Raw genomic sequence first — 21139 nt, 5'->3', positions numbered from 1 at the left:
CCTGTGCGCGGCTTGAGACTTGAAGCCCGGCGCAACAGCCCCCATCTGAGTCTGCATTGGGCACTTTCGCCCCGCTGCGTGGAGACTCTCCCCTTGACCACCATCGTTTCAGTACGCCGCAATGGCAAAGTCGTCATGGGCGGCGACGGCCAGGTGTCGCTCGGCAACACCGTGATGAAAGGCAACGCGAAAAAAGTCCGCCGCCTCTATCACGGTCAGGTGCTCGCCGGCTTTGCTGGCGCCACCGCCGACGCCTTCACCCTGTTCGAGCGCTTCGAAGGTCAGCTTGAGAAACATCAGGGCCATCTGGTGCGCGCCGCCGTCGAGCTGGCCAAGGACTGGCGCACCGACCGCTCGCTCAGCCGCCTGGAAGCCATGCTCGCGGTCGCCAATAAGGACGCCTCGCTGATCATCACCGGCAATGGCGATGTGGTGGAACCTGAACAGGGCCTGATCGCCATGGGCTCAGGCGGCGGTTTTGCCCAGGCCGCGGCCATGGCGCTGCTGCAGAAGACCGACCTGAGTGCCCGTGAAATCACTGAAGCGGCGTTGAACATTGCCGGCTCCATCTGTGTCTTCACTAACCAGAATCTAACTATCGAAGAAGAAGACTGCGCCGATCCGGCCGTTTAAAGCTGCTGCGCTCGGCCATGCTGCGTTGAAAGCAGGCTCGGAATGCTCATTTACAGACGTAAACTCCGCTTCCTCGCCTACTTTCGCCTTGCCTGACCTTCGCTCGCGACGCTTTAAACACCCTGATTAGCGGTCTTTTCTGGAGTAAATCTGCATGTCCATGACGCCCCGCGAGATCGTCCACGAACTCAACCGCCATATAATCGGCCAGGACGACGCCAAGCGCGCAGTCGCCATCGCACTGCGCAACCGCTGGCGGCGCATGCAGCTGCCGCTGGACCTGCGTGCCGAAGTCACGCCGAAGAACATTCTGATGATCGGCCCGACCGGGGTCGGCAAGACCGAAATAGCCCGACGCCTGGCCAAGCTGGCCGGCGCTCCCTTCATCAAGGTCGAGGCAACCAAGTTCACCGAGGTCGGCTATGTCGGCCGCGATGTCGAATCGATCATTCGCGACCTCGCCGACGCTGCAGTGAAGATGCTGCGCGAACAGGAGATGATCAAGGTCCGCCACCGCGCCGAAGATGCCGCCGAAGAGCGCATCCTTGATGCGTTGCTGCCGCCGGCCCGCACTGGGTTCAACGAAGAGCCGGCGCAAAGCGGCGATTCCAACACCCGTCAGCTGTTTCGCAAGCGCCTGCGCGAGGGCCAGCTGGACGACAAGGAAATCGACATCGAAGTGGCCGACAGCCCGGCCGGCATCGAAATCATGACCCCGCCTGGCATGGAGGAAATGACCAGTCAGCTGCAGAGTCTGTTTTCCAACATGGGCAAAGGTAAAAAGAAGAACCGCAAGCTCAAGGTCAAGGAAGCGCTGAAGCTGGTACGCGACGAAGAAGCCGCGCGCCTGGTCAATGAAGAAGAGCTGAAGGCCCGCGCGCTCGAGGCGGTGGAGCAGAACGGCATCGTCTTCATCGACGAGATCGACAAGGTCGCCAAGCGCGGCAACACCGGTGGCGCCGACGTGTCCCGCGAAGGCGTGCAGCGCGACCTGCTGCCACTGATCGAGGGCTGCACGGTCAATACCAAGCTGGGCATGGTCAAGACCGACCATATCCTGTTTATCGCTTCGGGCGCCTTCCACCTGAGCAAGCCGAGCGATCTGGTGCCGGAACTGCAGGGCCGCCTGCCGATTCGCGTCGAGCTCAAGGCGCTGTCGCCACAGGACTTCGAGCGCATTCTCAGCGAACCCCATGCCTCGCTGACCGAGCAGTACACCGCCTTGCTGAATACTGAGGGGCTGGGCATCCAGTTCGTTCCCGAGGGCATCAAGCGCATCGCCGAGATCGCCTATCAGGTCAACGAGAAGACCGAGAACATCGGTGCGCGCCGCCTGCACACCCTGCTCGAACGTCTGCTCGAAGAGGTGTCGTTCAGTGCCGGGGATCTGGCAGGCCAGCAGAACGGCACGCCCATCTTGATCGATGCTGCCTACGTCAACAGTCACCTCGGCGAGCTGGCGCAGGACGAAGATCTGTCGCGCTACATTCTCTAAACAGTCACTGCCTCTAAACAGCCACTGCGTCAGGAGCCCCAGGGCTCCTGCAACAAAAACGGGCACCCGCGATGCGCATCCCTACCTCGATCAAGCTGCACAAGGCCTCAAAAACCCTGGAGCTGCACTACGGACCCAGCGAGCGTTACAGCCTGTCCGCCGAATTTCTGCGGGTGCACTCGCCCTCCGCCGAGGTACAGGGCCACGGCAAACCCGTGCTGCAGAGCGGCAAGCTGCACGTCGGTCTGCAGCGCATCGAGCCCGCCGGCAATTACGCGCTAAAGCTGTGTTTCGACGATGGCCACGACAGCGGCCTGTTCAGCTGGGACTACCTGTACCGCCTGGCGAGCGATCAGCAACAGCTCTGGGATGACTACCTGGCCACCCTGGCTGCCGCCGGCAAGTCGCGTGATCCCGATGAGTCCGCCGTCAAACTGATGCTCTGATCCGCCAGTACCCACCCTGCACAACCAGCCCTCCGGCACCGCCGCGCTGCTCGTCCCAGAGCAGTTTCGCTGCAGTTAGAACGCTTTTTCTAATCCATATCGGCATACTTCGCCGCTCTTTGGCCTGCTCATGGCCTGCTTGCACAAATGAATAAACTCGGGTAACCAGGGAGCTATAAATAAAATTCCGGCGCCGGGGCTTTCCTGGCGCGCAGAAAGCGGCGGATATTGTTCCGCACCGGTAAAAACCCGAGCAGTACCAGGCCCCTGGCTCTTGTCGCCGCGCACAGCCGTACGCCGGTATTCGTCTCAGGACAATGGAGCGTTGTAGATGACTGATAAGAATAATGATGATCTGAAGTCCCAAGCTTCCGAAAACACTCTCGGCCTCAATCCGGTCATCGGAATTCGCGGCAAGGACATCCTGAGTGCAGCGCGAATGGTGCTTCGCCAGGCGATCAAGCAACCCCTCCATAGCGCCAAGCACGCGGCCCACTTCGGCATCGAACTGAAAAACGTGCTGCTTGGCCAATCCGAAATGCAGCCGGAGCCGGGCGATCGTCGCTTCGCCGATCCAGCCTGGAGCCAGAACCCGCTCTACAAGCGTTACCTGCAGACCTACCTGTCGTGGCGCAAGGAGCTGCATGACTGGGTCGAGCACAGCAACCTATCCGAGCAGGACGCCAGCCGCGGTCACTTCGTGATCAACCTGATGACCGATGCCATGGCGCCGAGCAACACGCTGGCCAACCCCGCGGCGGTCAAGCGCTTCTTCGAGACCGGCGGCAAAAGCCTGCTGGACGGCCTTTCTCACCTGGCCAAGGACATCGTCAACAACGGGGGCATGCCGAGCCAGGTCAACATGGCGGTATTCGAAGTCGGCAAGACCCTGGCCACGACCGAAGGCTCGGTGATTTTCCGTAACGAGGTCCTGGAGCTGATCCAGTACCGCCCCACCACCGAGCAGGTCCACGAGCGCCCCTTGCTGGTGGTGCCGCCGCAGATCAACAAGTTCTATGTATTCGATCTGTCGCCGGAGAAGAGCGTGGCGCGTTTCCTTCTGCGCAACGGCGTGCAGACCTTCGTCGTCAGCTGGCGCAACCCGACCAAGGCCCAGCGCGAGTGGGGTCTGTCGACCTACATCGCTGCGCTCAAGGAAGCCATTGATGTGGTCTGCTCGGTTACCGGCAGCAAAGACATCAACATGCTGGGCGCCTGCTCTGGCGGCATGACCACCGCCTCGTTGCTTGGCCACTACGCCGCACTGGGCGAGCAAAAGGTGCATGCGCTGACGCTGCTGGTCAGCGTGCTGGACAACCGCCTGGAGACCGATGTCGCGTTGTTCGCCGACGAGAAGAGCCTGGAGACCGCCAAGCGCCGCTCCTACCAGGCCGGCGTGCTGGAAGGCCGTGACATGGCCAAGGTGTTCGCCTGGATGCGGCCGAACGATCTGATCTGGAACTACTGGGTCAACAATTATCTGCTCGGCAACGAACCGCCGGTTTTCGACATCCTTCACTGGAACAACGACACCACCCGCCTGCCGGCTGCGTTGCATGGCGAGTTCATCGAAATGTTCAAATCCAACCCGCTGATCCGCAGCGACGCGCTGGAAGTGTGCGGCACCCCGGTAGACCTGAAAAAGGTCACCTGCGACCTGTACTGCGTTGCCGGCACCACCGACCACATCACGCCGTGGGACTCCTGCTACAAGTCGGCAAATTTATTTGGCGGCAAATGCGAGTTCGTGCTGTCCAACAGTGGGCATATCCAGAGCATTCTCAACCCGCCGGGTAACCCGAAAGCGCGTTACATGACCAACACCCAAATGCCGTACAGCCCGAAGGCCTGGCAGGAAAGTGCGACCAAACACGCCGATTCCTGGTGGCTGCACTGGCAACTCTGGCTGGCCGAACGCTCTGGAAAAACCAAGAAGGCGCCGACCAGCCTGGGCAACAAAAACCACCCAGCCGGCGAAGCGGCACCGGGAACCTACGTTCACGAACGTTAATACTGCGCCTTGCGCAACACCGCCCGCGGCGCCTGGACGTGCCGCTCGCCAGCCCTGCACATGTTGCCGGGCTGGCGAACCAGGTTTGCCCTGGTTGTTCTGGCAACGGTCGGGAAGGCCTGACCCAGCGTTTTAATTCTTGGGGCTTTGCGCATGTCGTCACCTTTTGTATTTCGCACCATCGAACTCGATGGTCAAACGCTCCGCACCGCGGTTCGCCCGGGCAAACGGCAGATGGCGCCGTTGCTGATTTTCAATGGCATCGGTGCCAACCTCGAGTTGGTCATGCCGTTCGTCAAGGCGCTCGATCCAGATCTCGAAGTGATCGCCTTCGACGTACCTGGCGTTGGCGGCTCGTCGACGCCAGCCACCCCCTTTCGCTTTCCCGGCCTGGCCAAGCTGGCGGCGCGCATGCTCGATTACCTCGACTATGGACAGGTCAACGTGATCGGCGTGTCCTGGGGTGGTGCCTTGGCGCAACAGTTCGCTCACGACTACCCGGAGCGCTGCAAGAAACTGGTGCTTGCGGCTACATCGGCGGGGGCAGTGATGGTACCGGGCAGGCCCAAGGTGCTCTGGCGCATGGCCAGCCCGCGGCGTTACGTGCAGCCTTCCTATGGCGTACAGATCGCGCCGGATATTTATGGCGGTGCTTTCAGGCGTGACCCCAGCCTTGCCATGGCGCATGCCAGCAAAGTGCGTTCGGGCGGCAAGATGGGCTATTACTGGCAGCTGTTCGCAGGGCTGGGCTGGACCAGCATCCATTGGCTGCACAAGATTCGCCAGCCGACGTTAGTGCTGGCCGGCGACGATGACCCGCTGATTCCCCTGGTGAACATGCGTCTGCTGGCCTGGCGCATACCGAACTCGGAGCTGCACGTGATCGATGACGGCCATCTTTTCCTGGTCACCCGTGCCGAAGCAGTGGCACCGATCATCATGAATTTCCTGGCGGAAGAGCGGCAGCGCGCAGTAATGCATCCCCAGCCAACGGTCGCCCGCGGCCACTGACGAGCCCCGGGTGGCGTTCGCACAAATGTAGTGCACGACGCCCATACTGGCGCCAATCCAAGGCCGCAACCTGTCCGAAAGGACACCCGCACAGCTCAAGCATGCGCCCGCGTCCCTTGGTATAAGCTTTGCTGCTAAGTAGTAAACCTTGAACTCTCAACGGTTTGACGACGGAGTGTTGCCCTATGCGAGACAAGTCACGCGACGACTCGGCATCGACCTCGGTACGGTACATGACTGCGCAAAATGCGGTGGTCGGTTTACGCGGTCGCGACTTGCTATCCACGGTCCGCAGCATGGCCCTGCACGGCCTCAAGCATCCGCTGCACAGCGCGCGCCACGCGCTGGCCCTCGGCGGCAAACTCAGCCGCGTCCTGCTCGGCGATACGCCTTACCAGGTCAATCCACACGATCCGCGCTTCGCCGACCCGACCTGGCGCCTCAACCCGCTCTACCGGCGCACCCTGCAGGGTTATCTGGCCTGGCAAAAGCAGCTCGGCTGCTGGATTGACGAGAGCAACCTGGAGCCCGACGATCGCGCCCGCGCGCACTTCGTGGCCACGCTCCTTGGCGATGCACTGGCGCCGTCCAATACCCTGCTCAATCCGCTGGCCATCAAGGAGCTGTTCAACACCGGCGGCGCCAGCGTATTCAAAGGCCTCAACCACCTGCTTGACGATGTGCTGCATAACGACGGCATGCCTCGTCAGGTCGACAAGCAGGCATTCGAAGTCGGCCACAACCTCGCGGCTACCCCAGGGGCCGTAGTGTTTCGCAACGAACTGCTGGAGCTCATCCAATACAAGCCGATGAGCGAGAAGCAGTTTCTGCGGCCGCTGCTGATCGTGCCGCCGCAAATCAACAAGTTCTATATCTTCGACCTTTCCAGCAACAAGAGCTTCGTCCAGTACGCGCTGAAGAATGGCTTGCAAACCTTCGTCATCAGCTGGCGCAACCCTAATGCGCAGCACCGCGAATGGGGTCTGTCGAGTTATGTCCAGGCGGTGGAAGACGCGGTGGATGCGTGCCGCGCCATCACCGGCAGCAAAGAGGTCAATCTGCTTGGCGCCTGCGCCGGCGGGCTGACCATCGCTGCGCTGCAGGGGCATTTGCAAGCCAAGCGCCAGCTGCGTAAGGTTTCCAGCGCCACCTACATGGTCAGCCTGCTCGACAGCCAGATCGACAGCCCGGCGATGCTGTTCGCCGATGAGCAGACCCTGGAAATGGCCAAGCGCCGCTCGTATCAGCAAGGCGTGCTCGACGGCCGCGACATGGCCAAGGTGTTCGCCTGGATGCGCCCCAACGATCTGATCTGGAGTTACTGGGTCAACAACTACCTGCTCGGCAAACAGCCACCGGCGTTCGACATCCTCTACTGGAACAACGACAACACTCGCCTGCCAGCAGCATTTCACGGCGATCTGATCGACTTCTTCAAGCACAACCCGCTGACCCGCCCGGGTGGCCTGGAGGTGTGCGGCACACCGATCGATTTGCGCAAAGTCACGGTCGACAGCTTCAGCGTCGCCGGGGTCAACGACCACATCACGCCCTGGGATGCGGTGTATCGCTCGGCACTGCTGATCGGCGGCAAGAAGCGCTTCATCCTGTCCAACAGCGGGCATATCCAGAGCATTCTCAACCCGCCCGGCAACCCCAAGGCAACCTACTTCGAGGGTGAAAATCTCAGCAGCGACCCGCGCGCCTGGCTATACGATGCGCAGAAAACCGAGGGCAGCTGGTGGCCGCAGTGGCTGGAATGGATCGGGCAACGCTCCGGCGAGCAGCGCGAGACGCTGCCCACCCTGGGTAGTGCGGAGTTTCCCGTCATGGGCGACGCGCCCGGCACCTACGTTCACATGCGCTAACCGGTAAAACTGGCCGGCCGCGTATGTGGCCGGTTATCGTTCCACTCCCGCCGCAGAATAAGAACAATCGAATGAAAACCAGCGAGCGTATCCTCGAATGCGCCAGAGTGCTGTTCAATCAGCAGGGCGAAACCAACGTTTCAACCTTGGACATCGCCAACGAACTCGGCATCAGCCCGGGCAACCTGTACTACCACTACCACGGCAAGGAGCCACTGATTCTCGGCCTATTCGAGCGCTTCCAAGCCGAGCTGGCGCCGCTACTGGACCCGCCGGACAACGTCAGTCTGGACGTCGAGGATTACTGGCTGTTTCTTCACCTGATCGTCGAGCGCCTGGCGCACTATCGCTTTCTGTTCCAGGACCTTTCCAACCTGGCGGGCCGCCTGCCGAAGCTGGCGCGCGGCATTCGCACCTGGCTGAACGCACTGAAACGCACCCTGGCATCGCTGCTCGCGCGTCTCAAGGCGGACGACCATCTGGTCAGTGACACCCAGTCCCTCGGCCAACTGGTCGAACACATCACCTTGACCCTGCTGTTCTCCCTCGACTATCAGCGCATCCTCGGCAATGAGGGCGAAAGCCGGCTGGTGGTCTATCAGGTGATGATGCTGGTTGCGCCTCACCTGAACGAAGAGTCGCGCTTCGCCGCCGAACACCTGGCGCGGCGCTATCTGGAAAGCTGACAACCACTAACGAAAACGCCCGGCACTGGGCCGGGCGTTGACGGGTAGCGCTGCTGGCCTTACGACTGGCTGGCAGGTGCCGCAGGTGCTGTTGCAGCTGCCGGAGCGGCCGCAGGTGCAGTGGCGGCCGGCGCAGCAGCCTTGACTGCAGGCTTGGCAGCAGGTTTAGCCGCTGCCTTAGCTGCGGGCTTGGTGGCCGGTTTGGCTGCAGGCTTGGCGGCTGCTTTCGCAGCAGGTTTGGCCGGGGCCTTGGCGGCGGGCTTAGCTGCTGGCTTGGCGGTTGGCTTGGCTGCCGGTTTGGCGGTGGCCTTCGCGGCTGGTTTGGCGGCAGGCTTTACGGCTGCTTTAACTGCCGGTTTGGCGGCTGCCTTGACGGCAGGCTTAGCAGCGGGCTTGACCGACTTGACCGATACGCCGGTCAGTTTTTCGATCTGCTTGGTCAGGCTTTCAACTTTGGCATTGAGCGCTTTCACTTCGTTGCGGCTCGGTACACCGAGGCGCGAAATGGCATTGTTCAAGCGTTTGTCGAAGGCTTCTTCCAGCTCGCCCCATTTGCCGATAGCACGATCCCGAACGTCGTCGACGCGGGACTTGGCGGTGTCGACCTTGGAGTTGACATTGGTCTTCACGGCGCCAACTTGCTTGTCGACTTCGGTCTTGGCAACTTTCTCGGCTTTCTCGCCGTCCTTGACCAGCGTGTCGAACAGCTTGGTGCCGTCCTTGCTGACCTTGGAGTAAGCGCCCAGGCCTGCCAACCAGATCTGACGGGAGTATTTTTCAACTTCGCCGATCCAGGAAGAAGCCTGCTTTTCGGTTTTCTTTTTGACAGCCATCCTGCTCTCCTTATTTGGTACGCGCGACGTGCTCGAGCAACGCGCTCAGCTCATCCAGCTTAGCAGACAGAACTTCAACGTCCTGCTTCGACGGAATGCCGATACGGTTGAGCGCGCCGGCAACGCGGGTGTCGAATGCCTTCTCGATCTTATCGAGTTGCAGCTCGACTTTGCCTTTGACGCTGGTCACGTTGTGGGTGACGTTGTTTTTGACACTGTCGATCTGACTATTCGCCGCTTCGACTTGTTCGATAACCAGTTTTTTGCCTTGCTGCTCGACGCCTTCGCCGTTCTTGACCAGCTCTTTGAAATAATCGGCGCCTTCCTGACCAGCCTTGACGTAGGCACCCAGGCCAGCCAGCCAGATTTTACGGGCGTAGACTTTTACGTCGGCCAGCACGGTGGCTTTCGCTTCGACTTGTACTTTCTTCTTAACGGCAACTTTCGACATGGTGCACCTCACTCTAATGTTTCGAGGAAACGCCCACGGGACGTAGGCTTAGGTGCAAGGTATCGATGAAAATTAGAAACCGCATACTAAGTCCAAAAATTCCAAGTCCGAAAATTTGTGCCAACCATTCGCCCGCTCGAACTCAGGCCGTCAGGCTCTTGTCCAGCACGTCTTCGATTTCACGTTTAATGCTGCCGCTCATTGCCGACAGCAACAGCCCCAAGCTCAGCTGCACGCGCACATGATCCTCACCCACCTCGATCTGGCCATCCGCGCCACTGCGTTTGAACTCGAGCGTGTCGCCGTTCCACTGGTAGCGCACGCTGTACTCGCGCGCCAAGCGTTCGGCCAGTTGCTCGGCCTTTTCGCGGGCAGCCTCACGGCCAAGGGAGTGGGAACGTTCGACTGTTATTTTCGCCATGGCGCGTCTCCTCGTAATGATGGATTCAAGTCGTTGCGACTATAGCAACTAGCAGCGGACTCACGCGTCGCCACTGCATTGAGGCCGCGGCGATGCCGATGGTCGCAGCTGCGACAGCGTACTTGCGGTCGCAGCGGGCATTTCGGTTTAGAATGGCCGCCACTTTGCTTCGCCCTCTTTAGCTCAGGTAAGGCGCCATGAACGATCCGCGTAACAGCAACGACAGCGAACCCACCACGCATTTTGGTTTTCAGAGCGTGCCGGAAAGCCAGAAAGCTGAAAAAGTCGCCGAAGTGTTCCATTCCGTCGCCGCCAAATACGACCTGATGAACGACCTGCTCTCGGGCGGCATGCACCGCTTGTGGAAGCGCTTCACCATCGAGCTGTCCGGCGTGCGCACCGGCAATCGGGTACTCGACATTGCTGGCGGCACTGGCGACCTGACCCGCAAATTCTCCACCCTAGTCGGCCCGACCGGCGAAGTGGTGCTGGCCGACATCAATGAATCGATGCTCAAGGTGGGCCGTGATCGTCTGCTCGATCGCGGCGTCGCTGGCAATGTCACCTTCGTCCAGGCCGACGCCGAGAAGCTGCCGTTCCCAGACAATCACTTCGACTGCGTAACCATCGCCTTCGGCCTGCGCAACGTCACCCATAAAGAGGATGCGATCCGCTCGATGCTGCGCGTACTCAAGCCAGGTGGGCGTTTGCTGGTGCTGGAGTTCTCCAAACCCGCCAGCCCCTTGCTGTCAAAGATCTACGACACCTACTCGTTCAACTTCATGCCGATGATGGGCAAGCTGATCACCAACGACGCCGAGAGCTATCGCTACCTCGCCGAGTCGATTCGCATGCACCCGGACCAGGACACGCTCAAGGCGATGATGGCCGAAGCCGGATTCGAGCGCGTGACCTACCACAACATGACCGGCGGCATCGTCGCCCTGCACCGGGGTATAAAACCCTGATGCTGCTGACCGGGCTGTTCGCCGGGGTCGAACTCGGTCTCAATCGTGTGCTGGCGATGGACAGCACCGCGCTGCCGCGCCTGGCTCGCCTCGGCGGCCGGGTCATTGCGATCGAGTGCACGGCCCCCGCGCTGCAGCTGTACCTGCTGCCCAGCGCCGAAGGTTTGCAACTGGCCGCGCAATGGGCCGGTGAAGCGGACTGCCGCCTGCGTGCGCCCGCTGCCAGTCTGCTGCGACTGGCGGTCAGCAAAGATAAAACCGCCATCCTGCACAGCGCGGATGTCAGCCTGGAGGGTGACAGCGCGGTGTTGCTCGAACTGACCGGCATTCTTCAGGACCTCGAGCTGGACTGGGAATATGAACTGTCGCGCTGGCTCGGGCCGGTTGGCAGTCAGCTGCTCAGCGGCCATTTACGCAACCAGGCCAACTGGACCAGCCAGACCCTCGACAGCCTGCGCCTGAACCTTGCTGATTACCTCAGCGAAGAATCGCGCGCCCTTGTCGGTCGTCGCGAGGCCGAGGCGCGTTTCGCTGAACTGGACCAGTTGAAACTGGCCCTCGACCGTCTCGATGCCCGCATCGAGCGCCTCGCTCACCGCCATAAGCCAACCGCATGAAACTGCTCGCCGTCCGCCGTCTGCTGCGTATTCAACGCGTCGTCATCCGCTACCGACTCGACGACCTGCTGTTCGCCCTGCCGCTGCCGCTGTGGTTGCGCCTGCTGCGCTTTGGCTTGCCATGGCGCTGGCTGCCACGCCGCACGCTGGCGTTGTCGCGTGGCGCTCGCCTGCGTCTGGCGCTGGAAGAACTGGGCCCAATCTTCATCAAGTTCGGCCAGTTGCTTTCCACTCGCCGTGACCTGCTGCCGCCGGATATCGCCGATGAGCTGGCCAGGTTGCAGGATCAGGTCCCACCCTTCGACCCTGCGCAATCCCTGGCGTTGATCGAGGCGCAACTTGGCGCCAAGGTCACGGAGGTGTTCGCCCGGTTCGATACCCAGCCGCTGGCCTCGGCATCAGTGGCACAGGTGCACGGCGCGCAGCTGAAGAGCGGCGAGGAAGTCGTGGTCAAGGTCATTCGGCCGGGGCTCAAACCGATCATCCAGCAGGACCTGGCATGGCTGTTCCTGCTCGCCAAGGTGGCGGAAAAATCGTCAGCGGACGCGCGTCGCCTGCGCCCGGTTGAAGTGGTCAGCGACTACGAGAAAACCATCTACGACGAACTCGATCTGCTGCGCGAAGCAGCCAACGCCAGCCAGCTGCGCCGCAACTTCGAAGGCTCGCCGCTGCTGTACGTACCGCAGGTGTACTGGGACCTGTGCCGGCCAAAAGTGCTGGTCATGGAGCGCATCTACGGCATCCAGGTCACCGACCTCGCGACCCTGGCAGACCAGCGTACCGACATGAAGCTGCTCGCCGAGCGCGGCGTGGAAATCTTCTTCACCCAGGTGTTTCGCGACAGCTTTTTCCACGCAGACATGCACCCCGGCAACATCTTCGTCAGTACCCGCCAGCCATGGAACCCGCAGTACATCGCGGTGGATTGCGGAATCATCGGCAGCCTCACGCCGGAGGATCAGGACTACCTCGCGCGCAACCTGATCGCCTTCTTCAAGCGCGACTACCGGCGCGTGGCGCAGCTGCATATCGACTCGGGCTGGGTGCCGGCCGAGACCAAGGTCAACGACTTCGAAGCGGCGATCCGTACCGTCTGCGAGCCGATCTTCGAGAAGCCCTTGAAGGACATCTCCTTCGGCCAGCTGCTGCTGCGCCTGTTCCAGACCGCGCGACGCTTCAACATGGAGGTGCAGCCGCAACTGGTGCTGTTGCAGAAGACCCTGCTGAACATCGAAGGCCTGGGCCGCCAGCTGTACCCGGACCTGGATCTGTGGAATACCGCGCAACCGTTTCTCGAGCGCTGGATGCGCGAGCGAGTCAGCCCGAAAAACCTGCTGCACAATCTGCACAGCCAGGTCGAGCAGGTTCCGCACCTGGCCAACATGACCCGCAGCCTGCTCGAACGCATGGCGCAGCCCCACGCCTACGACCCACCGCCACCCTGGCGCGACTCGCGCGGCGACCGGCCACTGCGTCTGCTCGGCGCAGCGCTCCTGGGCGGTGGGGTAATGCTCGCGTTCAGTGCGGTCAGTTTGAGTGCGCTGGCTGCGTGGCCGGCCTGGTTGATGGGCGCCAGTGGCCTCTATCTGATAGTGCGCCGATAGCCAGTCGCTGCCGCGGCTGGCACACTGGGCGAATGCCGATAAGCGCAGGCTGCATGCGCGATGTGAACCACGGAATTGCAATGAACGACTGGCTCGACGAAATCAATTGGAACAGCGACGGCCTGGTACCGGCGATTGCCCAGGACCATCAAAGCGGCCGCGTGCTGATGATGGCTTGGATGAACCGCGAAGCCCTGGCGCTGACCGCTGCCGAACAACGTGCCATCTATTGGTCACGTTCGCGTGGCAAACTGTGGCGCAAGGGCGAAGAGTCCGGCCATGTCCAGAAGCTGCATGAGCTGCGCCTCGATTGCGACGCCGACGTGGTCATCCTCGGAGTCGAGCAACTGGGCGGCATCGCCTGCCACACCGGACGCGAAAGCTGCTTCTATCGGGTCTTTGAAAATGGCGCCTGGAAAACCGTCGATGCGGTGCTCAAGGATCCACACGCCATCTACTCCGCAGGACACAAACATGAGTGATACCGGCATGAGTGACACAGGCATGACTGATACCCTGAGTCGCCTGGCCGAAGTGCTGGAGTCGCGCAAAGGCGCAGCTGCCGACAGCTCTTACGTCGCCAGCCTGTACCACAAGGGGCTGAACAAGATTCTGGAAAAGGTCGGCGAGGAGTCGGTGGAAACCATTCTTGCCGCCAAGGATGCTGCCGTCAGCGGCGACTGCAGCGACGTGATTTATGAAACCGCCGACCTGTGGTTCCACAGCCTGGTGATGCTCGCCGCCCTTGGCCAGCACCCCCAGGCGGTACTGGACGAACTGGACCGGCGTTTTGGCTTGTCCGGGCACGCGGAAAAAGCTGCGCGCCCGCAAAACTGATCAACCTCTTTCACTTACGGAGTACGCGTCATGGGATTCGGTGGCATTAGCATCTGGCAACTTCTGATCGTCCTGCTGATCGTGGTCATGCTGTTCGGCACCAAGCGCCTCAAAGGCCTGGGCTCTGACCTGGGCGATGCGATCAAGGGCTTCCGCAAGTCGATGGACAACGGCGACGCCGACAAGCCGGCTCCTGCAGTGGAAGAGCCTAAGGGCCATACTATCGACGCCCAGGCACGCAAGGTCGAAGAACCGGCGAAAAAAGACTAAGCCATGTTCGATATCGGCTTTACCGAGCTGCTGCTGGTTGGCGTCGTCGCCCTCGTGGTGCTGGGGCCTGATCGCCTGCCGGGCGCAGTGCGCACAGCCGGTCTGTGGATCGGTCGGATCAAGCGCAGCTTCAGTGCGATCAAGGCTGAGGTGGAGCGTGAGATCGGTGCGGACGAAATTCGCCGTCAACTGCACAACGAGCAGATTCTCGACCTGGAGCGGGAAATGAACGCGATGAAGCAAAGCATCAGCGCGCCGCTCGGTTCGTCTACCTCGTCGAGCCCTGCCACTGCACCGACGGCAGAGCCGGCAGTCGCCACCGATATCAGCACCCGCCAGGATAAAAGCCCACAGCCATGAGCCAACGACCGGACAGCGACCAGGAAATGCCCCTGATCTCGCACCTGACCGAACTGCGTACGCGCCTATTGCGCATTGTTGCGGCCATCCTGCTGCTGTTTGCCGGGCTGTTCTACTTTTCCCAGGACATCTACGCACTGGTCGCCGCACCGCTGCGGGCGTATTTGCCGGAAGGCGCAACGATGATCGCCACCGGGGTGGCCTCGCCGTTCCTTACACCGTTCAAGCTGACCATGATGGTCGCGCTGTTTCTCTCGATGCCGATCATCCTGCATCAGGTCTGGGGCTTTATCGCGCCGGGGCTGTACAAGCACGAGAAGCGCATCGCCATCCCGCTGCTGATTTCCAGCATCGTGCTGTTCTATGCCGGTATGGCGTTCGCCTATTTCGTGGTGTTTCCGATCATGTTCGGCTTTTTCGCCAGCGTGACCCCGGAAGGCGTGGCGATGATGACGGATATCGGTCAGTACCTGGACTTCGTGCTCACCCTGTTCTTCGCCTTCGGCGTGGCATTCGAGATCCCGATCGCCACCTTCCTGCTGATCTGGGTCGGTATCGTCGAGGTCGACACCCTGCGCAAAAGTCGGCCCTATGTGATCGTCGGCTGCTTTGTCGTCGGCATGCTGCTGACCCCGCCTGACGTGTTCTCGCAGACACTGCTAGCCGTGCCGATGTGGATGCTCTTCGAGGTCGGCCTGCTGTGTGGCAGCCTGGTCAAGGCCCGCGCCGAAGAAGACATTGCAGATGAAACCGAAGCCGACAGCCCCACAAACGACCAGCCGCCCGCCGCACAGCCGTGAACCTGCTGCTGCTGGAAGACGGCGACTTCATTGCCGCCGACCGTGTGCTGCTCAGTGGACGGCGCCTCAAGCACCTGCATGAAGTGCACCGCGCCGAAGCCGGCGACAGCCTGCGCGTCGGCCGCCTGAATGGCCTGATGGGCAGCGGGCAACTGGTGCGTCTGGATGCCGAGCAGGCCGAGCTTGCCGTGCAACTCGACCAGCCGCCACCCGCGAAACTGCCGCTGACCCTGCTGCTGGCCCTGCCCCGTCCGAAGATGCTGCGCCGTGTGCTGCAAACCGTCAGCAGCATGGGCGTGCACCGGCTGATTCTGCTGAACAGCTACCGGGTGGAAAAAAGCTTCTGGCAGACGCCGTTCCTCGAACCTGCAGCAATCCGCGAACAGTTGATCCTCGGCCTGGAGCAGGCCCGCGATACCGTCCTGCCCGAGGTCATGATCGAGAAGCGCTTCAAGCCTTTTGTCGAAGACCAACTGCCAAATATCGCGGCCGGCACCCTGGGCCTGGTCGGCCACCCCGGCGACTTCCCGGCCTGCCCACGGGCAGTCAAACAGGCCGTGACGCTTGCTATCGGCCCGGAAGGCGGCTGGATTCCCTACGAGGTGGAAAAGCTTGCCGATGCCGGCCTGCAACCGGTGCAACTGGGCGCGCGGATTTTGCGGGTGGAAACTGCGGTTACTGCCTTGCTGGCACGCTTGTTTTAACCAGGCATCCTGACCTGGTGCCGTATCCATCCACCAAGTCGCGCTGGTCGATGGGAAAAACACCCGCTACGCGCCCCGATCCACCCTACAATGCCTGCTTTTCGTGCCAATGCGCCGGCAATAACTGACCCTTGAGCGCGGGCGCTTCCTCCAGTTGAACATCGCGCGGTTCCAGCGGCTCGCCGCAATCCGAACACACCAGCACGCCATGCATCGGCTGGCCGCAGGCGCGGTGAATATGCCGAATCGGCGCGCCCTCCGCGCCGCTCATATGCCGGTCGCCCCAGTTCACCAGGGCCATGATGGCCGGATACAGATCGCGACCCTTGGCGCTCAGGCAGTATTCCTCACGCAACGGCCGCTGCTGATAGGCCACCTTGTCCAGCACACCGGCCTCCACCAGCTTTTTCAGCCGCTCGGCCAGCACGTGGCGGGTAATCCCTAGGCGCTTCTCGAAGTCATCGAAACGGCGAATGCCGAGAAAACTCTCGCGTAGCACCAACAGGGTCCAGCGGTCACCCACCACCGACAGGGTGCGGGCCAGGGAGCAGGGTTGCTGCGCCAGTTCTTCCCAACGCATAAGCCAGTCTCCAACTGCGATGGCTCACCATAGCTTGACAGGTTCCAAAATGGAACCGACTATCAATCCAGGTTCCAAAACAGAACTGACGGAGAACGCAATGACCGAACGCAAAGCAATTCTGGTGGTGGGTGCTGGTGATGCCACCGGCGGCGCCATCGCCAAACGCTTCGCCCGCGAGGGCTATGTCGCCTGCGTAGCGCGGCGCAATGCCGAGAAACTCGGCCCGCTGGTCGCGGATATCGAGGCGGCCGGTGGCAGCGCACGGGCCTTTGGCTGCGATGCGCGAGTCGAGGAGCAGGTAGTTGAACTGTTTGCCACCATCGAACGCGAGGTCGGCCCGCTGCATGCAGTGATCTTCAACATCGGCGCCAACGTGCAGTTCTCGATCACCGAAACCACCGAGCGGGTTTATCGCAAGGTCTGGGAAATGGCTGCGCTGGCCGGTTTTCTCACCGGCCGTGAAGCCGCCAAAGTCATGCTGCCACGGGGCCAGGGCACGATTATCTTTACCGGCGCCACCGCCTCCTTGCGCGGCCGGGCGAATTTCTCCGCCTTCGCCAGTGCCAAGTTCGCCCTGCGCGCCCTGGCCCAGAGCATGGCCCGTGAACTTGGTCCCCAGGGCATTCACGTCGCTCACCCGATCATCGATGGCGCCATCGACACCGCGTTTATCCGCGACAACTTTCCCGAGCTGTATCAGCGCAAGGAGCAGGACGGCATCCTCAACCCCGAGCATATCGCCGACACCTACTGGCAGATCCATTGCCAGCCACGGGATTGCTGGGTGCATGAGCTGGACCTGCGTCCTTGGACGGAAACCTTCTAAAGCGCGCTCGCCCAATAACAAGACCTCCCAGAGGAGCATGCAATGAGCAAAACCGTAGAGTTCTTTTTCGATGTCGGCAGCCCGACCACGTACCTGGCCTGGACCCAACTGCCACGGATAGCCGAACAGGCTGGGGCGCAGATCATCTGGCGACCGATGTTGCTTGGCGGCGTGTTCAAGGCCACCGGCAACCAGTCACCGGTGACGATCCCGAGCAAGGGCCGCTACATGCTTCAGGATCTCGCCCGCTTCGCCAAACGATACGCCGTGCCTTTGGCGTTCAACCCGCACTTCCCGATCAACACCCTGACGCTGATGCGCGGCGCCGCCGGCTATCTCGACAGCGACCAGTTGCAGCCTTACCTGCAGGCAGTGTTCGAGGCAATCTGGGTGCGCCAGCAGAACCTTGGCAAACCCCAGGTCGTTGCCGAAATAGTGGGCGCGGCAGGCTTGGATGTTGCAGAGTTCGAGCGCCTGATCAACGACGAAACGGTCAAACAACGGCTGAAAGACAACACCGAGGAGGCGGTCAAACGCGGCGTATTCGGCGCCCCGGCCTTCTTTGTCGGCGACGAGATGCACTTCGGCCAGGATCGCCTGGATTTCGTCGCCGAGGCGCTGGCAAAGAGTAGCTGAGGCGCTGGGCGGCTTCATCTGGGCGACGCCTAGGGTTATGGTCGACGCAGATGAAGCCTGGAGTCAGACCATGATGCGTTCTCTGAAACTCGAACTCACGCCCATTGAACAGGCCATGCTGCGCCAGGATGACGCCGAGTACTTCCTCGATCTGGAAACCGGCGGCGTCCTGCGCGTGCGTGACAAGGCGCGCCCCGGCGCCGATGAAAAGTACGACGTGCAGCCCGACCGCTACCTGACCATCGAACCCCTGACGCCGGAAGATCAGTTGGCCATGCGTGCGACTTTTCTCGCCAGCGTCCACGACCTCAACGCCCATGTCGCCCTGAGCCAAGCCCTGGACGGGCGCAAGCCGCTCCGCACCTTCGACTTTCTGCTGGAAAACCTGCCTCAGGCGCAGCGGGAGTGGCAGGTCTACCAAGCCCAGCGCATGCGCGAACATGTGCTGGAATGGTTGCAGATCAATGGCTTGGACATGTTGCCGGCGCGTTGACTGGCGCCTCAGACATCCAGCAGAAATGTCACAGGTCCGTCGTTGACCAGGTGTACCTGCATGTCGGCGCCAAAGCGCCCGGTCGCCACGTGCGGATGCTTTGCCCGGGCCTGTTCCACCAGCAACTGGAATAGCTCGGCCGCTAAGGCCGGCGGTGCGGCGGAGGAAAAGCTCGGGCGCATGCCGCTGCGGGTATCGGCCGCCAGGGTGAACTGGGATACCAGCAGCAGGCCGCCGCCGGTGTCGCTGAGCGACAGGTTCATCTTGCCTGCCGTATCGCTGAATACCCGATAGTTGAGCAGCTTGTGCAGCATTTTAGCGACGTGGGCCGGCGTGTCCTGCGGCTCGACCGCGAGCAGCACCAACAGGCCCTGCTCGATCGCCCCTACGACCTCACCCGCAACCTCCACCCGCGCGCCGGCCGCACGCTGGATCAAACCCCTCATGCTTCTTCGGGAGGCAGGTCAAGCAGACGCCGGGCGATCTGGCTGGCGGCGCGCACCAATGCATCGGCAATACCGCTTTCCGACGCGGTATGGCCCGCATCGCGAATAATCTGCAGCTCGCTGTTGGGCCACGCCTGGTGCAGTTCCCAGGCATTTTCCAATGGGCAGATCATGTCGTAACGACCATGCACAATTATTCCCGGCAAATGGGCAATCTTCGGCATGTCGCGCAGCAACTGATCCGGCTCGAGAAAAGCATTGTTGACGAAGTAATGGCATTCGATGCGGGCGATCGACAGCGCCCGATGGGTATCGCTAAAACGATCGACTACCTGCGGGTTGGGCCGCAGGGTCGCCGTGCGGCCTTCCCAGGTCGACCAAGCTTTGGCCGCATGCATCTGGGCAATTTGATCAGGCCCAGTCAGGCGCCGGTAAAACGCCTGCATCAGGTCATCACGTTCTTCAACGGGAATCGGCGCGAGGTAATCCTGCCAGTAATCGGGGAAGATCCGGCTCGCACCCTCCTGATAGAACCACTTAAATTCCTGCGGACGGCACAGGAAAATGCCGCGCAGAATCAGCGCGTGGACGTGCTCAGGGTGGCTTTGTGCGTAGGCCAGCGACAGCGTCGACCCCCAGGACCCGCCAAACAGTACCCACTTATCGACACCCAGGTGCTGGCGGATCAACTCAAGGTCGGCGACCAGGTCCCAGGTCGTGTTGTTTTCCAGGCTTGCATGCGGCGTGGAGCGCCCGCAGCCACGCTGATCGAACGTGATGATGCGGTAAAGATTGGGATCGAAAAAGCGCCGACTCAGGGCATCGCAACCGGCACCGGGGCCACCATGGATAAACACCACAGGCAATCCATCCGGAGTGCCGCTCTCGTCCACATAGAGCACGTGCGGCGCCTCTACGGCCAGCTCGTGGCGGGCGTAGGGTTTGATTTCCGGATACAAAGTCTGCATGGTCCGCTCCTGTTTTTATGCGTACGGTGCGAACCAGTTACCACTCAAGGCTGTTTGTCTGGTCAGAATCTGCGTGGCGAATGGTCGCAACCGTTTACCGCTTATCCCGCATCATAACCATGTAAAAGGAATTCAGCATGTCAGCATGGAAATTTGCCCTACCTTTGCTGGTGTTTTTCGCCCTGCTCGCCGGCTGTGGCGGCAACGATGATCCACAGGCAGCGCTCGAAGCGGCCGTCCAGCAGCTGCAGGACAACCTCGAAGCGAAGAAAACCAGCGCGGTGCTTGAGCAACTGCATCCCGAGTTCTCGGCACAACAGCAGTTCGACCGCGACTGGGCCAAGCGCACCATGACCCTGCTGTTTCTACGGCACAAGAACGTCAAGGTCATCGCCCTGAGCAAAACCAGCCAGATCGACTCCACCTACAGCGAAAAGGGCCATACCGACGCCCAGGTGGCGATGACCGGCGCCGAGGGTCTGATCCCCGACAGCGCCCGTCATTATGGGGTGAAGCTGGAGTGGTGGCTGGAAGACGGCGAGTGGAAACTCGCGCGCCTTGGGTGGGAGTGAGCGACTCAATCGCTCAAAACAGCCAGGGGATGAACATCCAACTGCGCTGCCTATACGCTGCGTACGCATCGCCGAAGTAGGCCAGGCATTCGGCCTCGTCGCGCTTGGCGGTGAGGTAGAGCATCAGGCTGGCGAACAATGCCAGCCCCACTGTCAGGGCGCTGACCTGCTTGCAGCAGATACCCCAGGCCAGCAGTAGCAACGAGCAGTACAGTGGATGGCGGATGTAGCGAAAGATTCCGCTGCTGACCAATTGCGAGGTGCGTTCGAAGGCGAACAGCTCGGCGCCTTCGCGCTGGCCGTCAGGGCGACCGGCGCGGCGCAGTTGGTGCACGCCCAGGAACAGCACCGCCAGCGAGCTGAACAGCAGAGCCCAGGAACACAGCTGGTGGGGGGCAAATCGGTCGACAAACCACACCGGGGTGTTGAGCACCAGCAAGGCGAGGATCGCCTCCCAGGCAAAGAATCGATAAAAGCCATGGGAATTCGGCTGGCGCAGCGATCGCCAGGAAATACCCGCCAGCACCACTGTTCCCAGCAACAAGCCTAACCCTTGCAACGCCAGCATGCCTGCTCCTCATCTTGCCTACATTCGCTCAA

The 21139-nt window shown here is 61.4% G+C and carries 26 protein-coding genes and 1 pseudogene; 20 read left to right on the top strand and 7 right to left on the bottom strand.

Annotation, left to right across the window (positions count from 1 at the left end; translation table 11 throughout):
• The first annotated feature begins 93 nt into the window (after positions 1 to 93).
• From hslV to ACX0MV_RS02950, 7 genes are all read left to right on the top strand, one after another.
• Entirely contained in the window at positions 94 to 633 is a 540-nt protein-coding gene (gene hslV / locus ACX0MV_RS02980; RefSeq protein ID WP_458981007.1) for an ATP-dependent protease subunit HslV, read from the top strand.
• 154 nt (positions 634 to 787) lie between these two features.
• The gene (gene hslU / locus ACX0MV_RS02975) at positions 788 to 2128 is read left to right on the top strand and encodes an ATP-dependent protease ATPase subunit HslU (RefSeq protein ID WP_458981006.1); all 1341 of its coding nucleotides are present in this window, start codon (positions 788 to 790) and stop codon (positions 2126 to 2128) included.
• 71 nt (positions 2129 to 2199) lie between these two features.
• Positions 2200 to 2574, top strand: a complete 375-nt coding sequence (locus tag ACX0MV_RS02970; RefSeq protein ID WP_458981005.1) for a gamma-butyrobetaine hydroxylase family protein — start codon at positions 2200 to 2202, stop codon at positions 2572 to 2574.
• Positions 2575 to 2905: 331 nt separating this feature from the next.
• Positions 2906 to 4585, top strand: a complete 1680-nt coding sequence (phaC, locus tag ACX0MV_RS02965) for a class II poly(R)-hydroxyalkanoic acid synthase (RefSeq protein ID WP_458981004.1) — start codon at positions 2906 to 2908, stop codon at positions 4583 to 4585.
• A gap of 153 nt (positions 4586 to 4738) precedes the next feature.
• A complete protein-coding gene (gene phaZ / locus ACX0MV_RS02960) occupies positions 4739 to 5596 on the top strand; it encodes a poly(3-hydroxyalkanoate) depolymerase (protein ID WP_458981003.1) in 858 nt (285 codons plus the stop codon).
• Between the two features lie 185 nt (positions 5597 to 5781).
• On the top strand, positions 5782 to 7464 hold the full coding sequence (gene phaC, locus ACX0MV_RS02955) for a class II poly(R)-hydroxyalkanoic acid synthase (RefSeq protein WP_458981002.1): 1683 nt from the start codon (positions 5782 to 5784) through the stop codon (positions 7462 to 7464).
• Positions 7465 to 7535: 71 nt separating this feature from the next.
• A complete protein-coding gene (locus ACX0MV_RS02950) occupies positions 7536 to 8150 on the top strand; it encodes a TetR/AcrR family transcriptional regulator (RefSeq protein WP_458981001.1) in 615 nt (204 codons plus the stop codon).
• A 6-nt stretch (positions 8151 to 8156) separates the two neighbouring features.
• Here ACX0MV_RS02950 and ACX0MV_RS02945 read toward each other — a convergent pair.
• The 3 genes and pseudogenes from ACX0MV_RS02945 to ACX0MV_RS02935 form a co-directional block, all read right to left on the bottom strand.
• Positions 8157 to 8983: pseudogene (locus ACX0MV_RS02945) on the bottom strand (phasin family protein).
• Positions 8984 to 8993: 10 nt separating this feature from the next.
• Positions 8994 to 9434 carry a phasin family protein gene (locus ACX0MV_RS02940; RefSeq protein WP_458981000.1) on the bottom strand — a complete coding sequence of 147 codons (441 nt, stop codon included), beginning with the start codon at positions 9432 to 9434 and terminating at the stop codon, positions 8994 to 8996.
• A gap of 142 nt (positions 9435 to 9576) precedes the next feature.
• Entirely contained in the window at positions 9577 to 9855 is a 279-nt protein-coding gene (locus ACX0MV_RS02935) for a polyhydroxyalkanoic acid system family protein (RefSeq protein ID WP_458980999.1), read from the bottom strand.
• A gap of 197 nt (positions 9856 to 10052) precedes the next feature.
• On the opposite strand from ACX0MV_RS02935, the gene ubiE reads away from it, so the two are divergent.
• From ubiE to ACX0MV_RS02890, 9 genes are all read left to right on the top strand, one after another.
• Positions 10053 to 10823, top strand: coding sequence for a bifunctional demethylmenaquinone methyltransferase/2-methoxy-6-polyprenyl-1,4-benzoquinol methylase UbiE (ubiE, locus tag ACX0MV_RS02930; RefSeq protein WP_458980998.1), 771 nt, complete (start codon positions 10053 to 10055; stop codon positions 10821 to 10823).
• The gene (locus ACX0MV_RS02925; protein WP_458980997.1) at positions 10823 to 11440 is read left to right on the top strand and encodes a ubiquinone biosynthesis accessory factor UbiJ; all 618 of its coding nucleotides are present in this window, start codon (positions 10823 to 10825) and stop codon (positions 11438 to 11440) included. The genes ubiE and ACX0MV_RS02925 overlap by 1 nt, the downstream gene beginning before the upstream one ends.
• Positions 11437 to 13044: a ubiquinone biosynthesis regulatory protein kinase UbiB gene (gene ubiB / locus ACX0MV_RS02920; RefSeq protein WP_458980996.1), complete on the top strand. Its 1608-nt coding sequence runs from the start codon at positions 11437 to 11439 to the stop codon at positions 13042 to 13044. The genes ACX0MV_RS02925 and ubiB overlap by 4 nt, the downstream gene beginning before the upstream one ends.
• 80 nt (positions 13045 to 13124) lie before the next feature.
• Positions 13125 to 13526 carry a phosphoribosyl-AMP cyclohydrolase gene (gene hisI / locus ACX0MV_RS02915; RefSeq protein WP_458980995.1) on the top strand — a complete coding sequence of 134 codons (402 nt, stop codon included), beginning with the start codon at positions 13125 to 13127 and terminating at the stop codon, positions 13524 to 13526.
• Between the two features lie 22 nt (positions 13527 to 13548).
• A complete protein-coding gene (locus ACX0MV_RS02910) occupies positions 13549 to 13881 on the top strand; it encodes a phosphoribosyl-ATP diphosphatase (protein WP_274087686.1) in 333 nt (110 codons plus the stop codon).
• A 30-nt stretch (positions 13882 to 13911) separates the two neighbouring features.
• A complete protein-coding gene (tatA, locus tag ACX0MV_RS02905) occupies positions 13912 to 14151 on the top strand; it encodes a twin-arginine translocase TatA/TatE family subunit (protein ID WP_458980994.1) in 240 nt (79 codons plus the stop codon).
• Positions 14152 to 14154: 3 nt separating this feature from the next.
• Positions 14155 to 14511 (top strand): Sec-independent protein translocase protein TatB, encoded by a 357-nt coding sequence (gene tatB, locus ACX0MV_RS02900; RefSeq protein ID WP_458980993.1) that lies wholly within the window; start codon positions 14155 to 14157, stop codon positions 14509 to 14511.
• Complete coding sequence (gene tatC, locus ACX0MV_RS02895; protein WP_458980992.1) at positions 14508 to 15311, top strand: twin-arginine translocase subunit TatC; 804 nt, start codon at positions 14508 to 14510, stop codon at positions 15309 to 15311. The genes tatB and tatC overlap by 4 nt, the downstream gene beginning before the upstream one ends.
• Positions 15308 to 16015, top strand: coding sequence for a 16S rRNA (uracil(1498)-N(3))-methyltransferase (locus ACX0MV_RS02890; protein ID WP_458980991.1), 708 nt, complete (start codon positions 15308 to 15310; stop codon positions 16013 to 16015). The genes tatC and ACX0MV_RS02890 overlap by 4 nt, the downstream gene beginning before the upstream one ends.
• An 85-nt stretch (positions 16016 to 16100) precedes the next feature.
• On the opposite strand, the gene ACX0MV_RS02885 is transcribed toward ACX0MV_RS02890, so the two are convergent.
• Entirely contained in the window at positions 16101 to 16595 is a 495-nt protein-coding gene (locus tag ACX0MV_RS02885) for a winged helix-turn-helix transcriptional regulator (protein WP_458980990.1), read from the bottom strand.
• Positions 16596 to 16695: 100 nt separating this feature from the next.
• Between ACX0MV_RS02885 and ACX0MV_RS02880 the strand changes: the two genes are divergently transcribed.
• The 3 genes from ACX0MV_RS02880 to ACX0MV_RS02870 all read left to right on the top strand — a co-directional run bounded on the left by ACX0MV_RS02880 (position 16696) and on the right by ACX0MV_RS02870 (position 18553).
• Positions 16696 to 17424 carry an SDR family oxidoreductase gene (locus ACX0MV_RS02880; protein WP_458980989.1) on the top strand — a complete coding sequence of 243 codons (729 nt, stop codon included), beginning with the start codon at positions 16696 to 16698 and terminating at the stop codon, positions 17422 to 17424.
• 42 nt (positions 17425 to 17466) lie between these two features.
• Positions 17467 to 18060: a 2-hydroxychromene-2-carboxylate isomerase gene (locus ACX0MV_RS02875; RefSeq protein WP_458980988.1), complete on the top strand. Its 594-nt coding sequence runs from the start codon at positions 17467 to 17469 to the stop codon at positions 18058 to 18060.
• A 70-nt stretch (positions 18061 to 18130) separates the two neighbouring features.
• Complete coding sequence (locus ACX0MV_RS02870) at positions 18131 to 18553, top strand: UPF0158 family protein (protein WP_458980987.1); 423 nt, start codon at positions 18131 to 18133, stop codon at positions 18551 to 18553.
• 8 nt (positions 18554 to 18561) lie between these two features.
• Here the strand turns inward: ACX0MV_RS02870 and dtd are convergent, their stop codons facing one another.
• Both dtd and pip read right to left on the bottom strand, forming a co-directional pair.
• Positions 18562 to 18999 carry a D-aminoacyl-tRNA deacylase gene (dtd, locus tag ACX0MV_RS02865; RefSeq protein ID WP_458980986.1) on the bottom strand — a complete coding sequence of 146 codons (438 nt, stop codon included), beginning with the start codon at positions 18997 to 18999 and terminating at the stop codon, positions 18562 to 18564.
• Complete coding sequence (gene pip / locus ACX0MV_RS02860; RefSeq protein WP_458980985.1) at positions 18996 to 19967, bottom strand: prolyl aminopeptidase; 972 nt, start codon at positions 19965 to 19967, stop codon at positions 18996 to 18998. The genes dtd and pip overlap by 4 nt, the downstream gene beginning before the upstream one ends.
• Positions 19968 to 20104: 137 nt before the next feature.
• On the opposite strand from pip, the gene ACX0MV_RS02855 reads away from it, so the two are divergent.
• The gene (locus ACX0MV_RS02855) at positions 20105 to 20539 is read left to right on the top strand and encodes an outer membrane protein assembly factor BamD (protein ID WP_458980984.1); all 435 of its coding nucleotides are present in this window, start codon (positions 20105 to 20107) and stop codon (positions 20537 to 20539) included.
• A gap of 13 nt (positions 20540 to 20552) precedes the next feature.
• Here ACX0MV_RS02855 and ACX0MV_RS02850 read toward each other — a convergent pair whose 3' ends face one another.
• A complete protein-coding gene (locus ACX0MV_RS02850; RefSeq protein ID WP_458980983.1) occupies positions 20553 to 21107 on the bottom strand; it encodes a methyltransferase family protein in 555 nt (184 codons plus the stop codon).
• Positions 21108 to 21139: the final 32 nt, after the last annotated feature.

It is taken from the genome of Pseudomonas cistanchae (assembly GCF_054483635.1).
The sequence above is the reverse complement of the archived record's forward strand: the minus strand, read 5'-3'. Positions and strand labels throughout refer to the sequence as shown.

Excerpts from the sequence above, each read along its gene's own strand:
- ACX0MV_RS02885 (WP_458980990.1), bottom strand. The coding sequence starts at position 16,595 with ATGCGTTGGGAAGAACTGGCGCAGCAACCCTGCTCCCTGGCCCGCACC.
- ACX0MV_RS02910 (WP_274087686.1), top strand. The coding sequence starts at position 13,549 with ATGACTGATACCCTGAGTCGCCTGGCCGAAGTGCTGGAGTCGCGCAAA.
- ubiB (WP_458980996.1), top strand. The coding sequence starts at position 11,437 with ATGAAACTGCTCGCCGTCCGCCGTCTGCTGCGTATTCAACGCGTCGTC.
- hisI (WP_458980995.1), top strand. The coding sequence starts at position 13,125 with ATGAACGACTGGCTCGACGAAATCAATTGGAACAGCGACGGCCTGGTA.
- ACX0MV_RS02875 (WP_458980988.1), top strand. The coding sequence starts at position 17,467 with ATGAGCAAAACCGTAGAGTTCTTTTTCGATGTCGGCAGCCCGACCACG.
- phaZ (WP_458981003.1), top strand. The coding sequence starts at position 4,739 with ATGTCGTCACCTTTTGTATTTCGCACCATCGAACTCGATGGTCAAACG.
- ACX0MV_RS02880 (WP_458980989.1), top strand. The coding sequence starts at position 16,696 with ATGACCGAACGCAAAGCAATTCTGGTGGTGGGTGCTGGTGATGCCACC.
- ACX0MV_RS02970 (WP_458981005.1), top strand. The coding sequence starts at position 2,200 with ATGCGCATCCCTACCTCGATCAAGCTGCACAAGGCCTCAAAAACCCTG.
- phaC (WP_458981004.1), top strand. The coding sequence starts at position 2,906 with ATGACTGATAAGAATAATGATGATCTGAAGTCCCAAGCTTCCGAAAAC.
- ACX0MV_RS02850 (WP_458980983.1), bottom strand. The coding sequence starts at position 21,107 with ATGCTGGCGTTGCAAGGGTTAGGCTTGTTGCTGGGAACAGTGGTGCTG.
- hslU (WP_458981006.1), top strand. The coding sequence starts at position 788 with ATGTCCATGACGCCCCGCGAGATCGTCCACGAACTCAACCGCCATATA.
- tatA (WP_458980994.1), top strand. The coding sequence starts at position 13,912 with ATGGGATTCGGTGGCATTAGCATCTGGCAACTTCTGATCGTCCTGCTG.
- ubiE (WP_458980998.1), top strand. The coding sequence starts at position 10,053 with ATGAACGATCCGCGTAACAGCAACGACAGCGAACCCACCACGCATTTT.
- ACX0MV_RS02870 (WP_458980987.1), top strand. The coding sequence starts at position 18,131 with ATGATGCGTTCTCTGAAACTCGAACTCACGCCCATTGAACAGGCCATG.
- ACX0MV_RS02950 (WP_458981001.1), top strand. The coding sequence starts at position 7,536 with ATGAAAACCAGCGAGCGTATCCTCGAATGCGCCAGAGTGCTGTTCAAT.
- ACX0MV_RS02940 (WP_458981000.1), bottom strand. The coding sequence starts at position 9,434 with ATGTCGAAAGTTGCCGTTAAGAAGAAAGTACAAGTCGAAGCGAAAGCC.
- tatB (WP_458980993.1), top strand. The coding sequence starts at position 14,155 with ATGTTCGATATCGGCTTTACCGAGCTGCTGCTGGTTGGCGTCGTCGCC.
- dtd (WP_458980986.1), bottom strand. The coding sequence starts at position 18,999 with ATGAGGGGTTTGATCCAGCGTGCGGCCGGCGCGCGGGTGGAGGTTGCG.
- ACX0MV_RS02925 (WP_458980997.1), top strand. The coding sequence starts at position 10,823 with ATGCTGCTGACCGGGCTGTTCGCCGGGGTCGAACTCGGTCTCAATCGT.
- phaC (WP_458981002.1), top strand. The coding sequence starts at position 5,782 with ATGCGAGACAAGTCACGCGACGACTCGGCATCGACCTCGGTACGGTAC.
- ACX0MV_RS02855 (WP_458980984.1), top strand. The coding sequence starts at position 20,105 with ATGTCAGCATGGAAATTTGCCCTACCTTTGCTGGTGTTTTTCGCCCTG.
- ACX0MV_RS02935 (WP_458980999.1), bottom strand. The coding sequence starts at position 9,855 with ATGGCGAAAATAACAGTCGAACGTTCCCACTCCCTTGGCCGTGAGGCT.
- pip (WP_458980985.1), bottom strand. The coding sequence starts at position 19,967 with ATGCAGACTTTGTATCCGGAAATCAAACCCTACGCCCGCCACGAGCTG.
- tatC (WP_458980992.1), top strand. The coding sequence starts at position 14,508 with ATGAGCCAACGACCGGACAGCGACCAGGAAATGCCCCTGATCTCGCAC.